The sequence below is a fragment of the Algorimicrobium echini genome (assembly GCF_900115185.1).
Classification (GTDB): Bacteria; Bacteroidota; Bacteroidia; order Flavobacteriales; family Flavobacteriaceae; genus Algorimicrobium; species Algorimicrobium echini.
On record NZ_FOVN01000015.1, the window covers coordinates 1 to 3,498 of the forward strand.

The 3,498-nt window shown below is 32.6% G+C and carries 5 protein-coding genes; 2 read left to right on the forward strand and 3 right to left on the reverse strand.

What is annotated here, in order from left to right; genetic code table 11:
* Window positions 1–317: 317 nt before the first annotated feature.
* A complete protein-coding gene (locus tag BM239_RS15535; RefSeq protein WP_245758253.1) occupies window positions 318–731 on the forward strand; it encodes an IS110 family transposase in 414 nt (137 codons plus the stop codon).
* A complete protein-coding gene (locus BM239_RS15540; RefSeq protein WP_245758254.1) occupies window positions 732–1,310 on the forward strand; it encodes a transposase in 579 nt (192 codons plus the stop codon).
* A 178-nt stretch (window positions 1,311–1,488) separates the two neighbouring features.
* Here the strand turns inward: BM239_RS15540 and BM239_RS15155 are convergent, their stop codons facing one another.
* The 3 genes from BM239_RS15155 to BM239_RS15165 form a co-directional block, all read right to left on the reverse strand.
* Window positions 1,489–2,046, reverse strand: a complete 558-nt coding sequence (locus BM239_RS15155; RefSeq protein ID WP_143094943.1) for a hypothetical protein — start codon at window positions 2,044–2,046, stop codon at window positions 1,489–1,491.
* 197 nt (window positions 2,047–2,243) lie between these two features.
* Window positions 2,244–2,729 (reverse strand): hypothetical protein, encoded by a 486-nt coding sequence (locus tag BM239_RS15475; RefSeq protein WP_177209059.1) that lies wholly within the window; start codon window positions 2,727–2,729, stop codon window positions 2,244–2,246.
* A gap of 188 nt (window positions 2,730–2,917) precedes the next feature.
* Complete coding sequence (locus BM239_RS15165; RefSeq protein ID WP_177209060.1) at window positions 2,918–3,394, reverse strand: hypothetical protein; 477 nt, start codon at window positions 3,392–3,394, stop codon at window positions 2,918–2,920.
* Window positions 3,395–3,498: the final 104 nt, after the last annotated feature.

Consider the following 3,498-nt stretch of genomic DNA (forward strand, 5'->3'; position numbering starts at 1 on the left):
AGAATTGAGCGCAACAGTGGTAAATCGGAAGTGCGTTATGTTCCGTAACAGTGATAAATCGGAAGAATAGAGTGAGATCTTTTTTTAGAAATTTTTGCGGTACAGCAATGGTTGCCAACGTGTTTCTTTAGTTTGTAATAAATATCTTTAGATAGAAAAAGAGGAGAACTATAACGTGTTTTAGAAAACAGGTCCATGACACGTACGAGTCCTCTCTTTCTATCAAGTTGCCAAGAACCATTTGGAATACCAGGAGTGAATCTCCCGATAAAGGAAGTAGTTAACGCAACATATTTAATAACTCTAATTGTAAAAATATGAAAAATTACGAAGAAGTAGTTGGAATTGATGTTTCAAAAAAGACCATTGATGCTTATTGTTATCATACCCAGGCTCACAAAGCGTTTATCAATGATGTTAAAGGCTACAAAAGCCTAATAAAATGGGTTTTAAAAGTGACAAAAACCAGTTCTGTTTTTTACTGTTTTGAGAATACAGGTTATTACTCCTTAAAATTAGCGCTTTACTTACATAGTCAAGATCTAGTTTATGTAGAAGAGAGTCCCTTGAAAATAAAACGTTCTTCAGGAATTGTAAAAGAAAAGACAGATCGATTAGATGCCATCTTAATTGCTCGATATGCATGGCTTTACAGAGAAGAATTAGAACCAAGTAAGGTAAAGAGTAGGTCTCATTTAGAGTTGGGTAGGTTATTGGCTTTACGCGATTAATTGGTTCGTAATAATGCAGGACTTAAAGGGACTTTAAAAGAAATGAAAGCCTTGTTATCCAGCCCTACCACTGATGCTGGTTTTATAAGCCTAACACGCAGTATTGCCTATTTAGAGAAACAAGTAAATGGCATAGAAACGCGAATTAAAGAACTAATAACTGAAGATGATTCTATGAGCAAGAATTATGATCTCCTTACAAGTTTAAAAGGCGTTGGTTTAGTAGTTGCGTGCCAGCTTATTTACCATACAGGTAATTTTTCGCGTTTTAATAGTTGGCGGGCTTTTTCCAGCTATTGTGGAACAGCCCCCTTCAAACATGAGTCAGGAACGAGTATCCATCGGAGAAAACAATGCCATTATTTAGGAGATAGAAAGATGAAAAGTTTATTAAGTATGGCAAGCGTATCAGCCATACAGCATGATAGTGAATTACGGTTATATTACAAGCGAAAATTAGCAGAAGGGAAGAATAGAATGATAGCCGTAAATAATGTTAGAAACAAGCTTTTAGCACGAGCTTTTGCAGTAGTAAAAAGGGGAACGCCTTATGTGGTTCTTCAACAACATGCAGCATAAAAAAATTAAATTATTTATTAGGATTTGATCTTGGAATACGTGTATGGTTAGTTGCGTGTTACAGCAACTAATTTAGTAAACAAAAACGAACGCAAGAAAATTCCGAAGGAATTTTCCAAATAAGCACTTGCCAAAGCAATTAATTATACACGTTGTTGTGGTGTCGTTTTTTATTTATTTAAAAGTCAAATTTATAAGTGTTAGTTGTTTTTCCTTTTCTCCAATTTTTAAATTCAACGTTCACAATTACTTCTTGAGTTCCGTGAATTTTTTCTTTAAAATCAAAGTTTTGTTGATATGAAATTCCATATTTATTTAGGACTTCATCAATTTTGTTTTTTTCCAGTTCCGCTTTTTTATTTTCTCTTCTGTATTTATTCAGTTTTGAGTAAGCAATTCCAAGAAATGAAAATCCAGCGACAATCATTCCAATTTTTACGTACCATAGAAATATGCTATGTATATTCCAATCAGAAAGAAAGTATCCAAGAAGTATCAATAGAAAACCAATAATTATTGTGCTGTAGAAAGTCAGATGTGTTGACTTTTGGTTTCTACGTATTATTTCTAATTCGAGATTAGCAATTTCTAATTGCTCTTGAAATTTTTTGTCAAGTGTAATTTTTGAGCAAGTATTATTAAAATCAGGTTTTTTATTGGTCAAATTACAAGTCAATCCTTTTTCAAGACTGGTTATTTGGTTTTCGCATAAATCACAATGTCGTGAAAAATTCATTAAAATTTCAGTTAGGTTTTAGTTAGTTTTTGATTCCAGCGTTCGTTTAGGTAAATGCACCACAACGGTCTCGGCTATGAGTAGTTGCGTGGGTTAGCACTTAACTTTGCAAGTACACACCAAACTGAAAATCCGCTAGGATTTTCAGAAGTAGGCGAGAACAAGCAATTACTTATAGCCATTGTTGTGTGTAGGTTTTATTCGTTTACTTTATTAAACCAAGGATCAAATTTTTCGCCGTCAATCCTATCACTTTTCGTTCTTTTTTTTGTTATGAGCTTTCCATTCTTTTTAATTTTATAAAGTTTACCATCTTTATAAAATAGCTTACTTTTATGAACATCTTGTTCTCCAGATGATTTTGGCCAAAATATCTCTTCGTAACTATTTGCTGAAATCAATTGAGGTGTTTTATTTCTCGATAATATTAAAGAGTCCTTTCTTCCTTTAATTCTCAATGTGTCATAAGAAGGAATAGCTTCGTAATAAATAGTATCATTCTTAACTCTCCATTTTCCTTTTGACCAGAATCCCATAAAATGGAAAGAAGCATTATATTCATATGTATAGTCTGAATTAAAGATATATTCAGTTCCAAAATTGTCTCTATACTTACCTACAATTTCATCTTTTTGAAAAAGCAAAAAAATAATTATGGAAGATATTAAAAATTTTATTTTCATATGTTTTTTAAAAAATATCTATATCAGATAGGTTTTTATAACTTACACACAACGGTCTCGTATAACCGTCAGTTACGGATTTAAAGTTAATGATTTTCGGTTAAGAACTGGCGTTAGTAATTCCGAGTGGATTCGGACGTAGTCGAATCCGCCGTAATTGCGGTTATACATTGTTGTAAAACGTTTTTTCATTCTGTTCCAAGTCCTTCAACAGTCATAGATTCAGCCAATGATTTTACATATTCGACATCTATTCCAATAGGTTTTTTATTTATTTCCTCAATAAGTTTCCCGTTTTTAAAGTACAATTCGCTATTCACAATAGTGTCAAATTCCGACGAATAGTTTGAAAACTTAATGATTTTGGCAAAAACTAATTTTTTGCTCTTGTAATAAAACTCATAATTCAAAACTGTGTCATTCGGATTGGAACCATCTTTAATTATTCGGTATAGATTATTGTCTTTGTCAGTCAATTCATAAATTGATGTTCCGCCAACTATTTCACCGTTTAAGTTTTCCGTATTGAATTCCACAACAGATTCGTTCAGGTCAGTCCGATTTTCAATTTCCTTTACATAATTCTTGATTTTAGATACAATTCTCTTTTCTGAACAACTAATCAGAATTCCAAATATTAATGCTATGTAGATTGCTTTTTTCAAATGTTTTACAACGGTAAGTGTATGAAATGGGCGAGTTTGCGTCCGAGGATTTTCCGCAGGAAAATCGGAAGGTAGCAAACGCACATTTACACTTGATTAGGGAC

Bases quoted from the DNA above. Each gene is read 5' to 3' on its own strand.
- BM239_RS15535 (WP_245758253.1), top strand. From the start codon at position 318: ATGAAAAATTACGAAGAAGTAGTTGGAATTGATGTTTCAAAAAAGACC.
- BM239_RS15155 (WP_143094943.1), bottom strand. From the start codon at position 2,046: ATGAATTTTTCACGACATTGTGATTTATGCGAAAACCAAATAACCAGT.
- BM239_RS15475 (WP_177209059.1), bottom strand. From the start codon at position 2,729: ATGAAAATAAAATTTTTAATATCTTCCATAATTATTTTTTTGCTTTTT.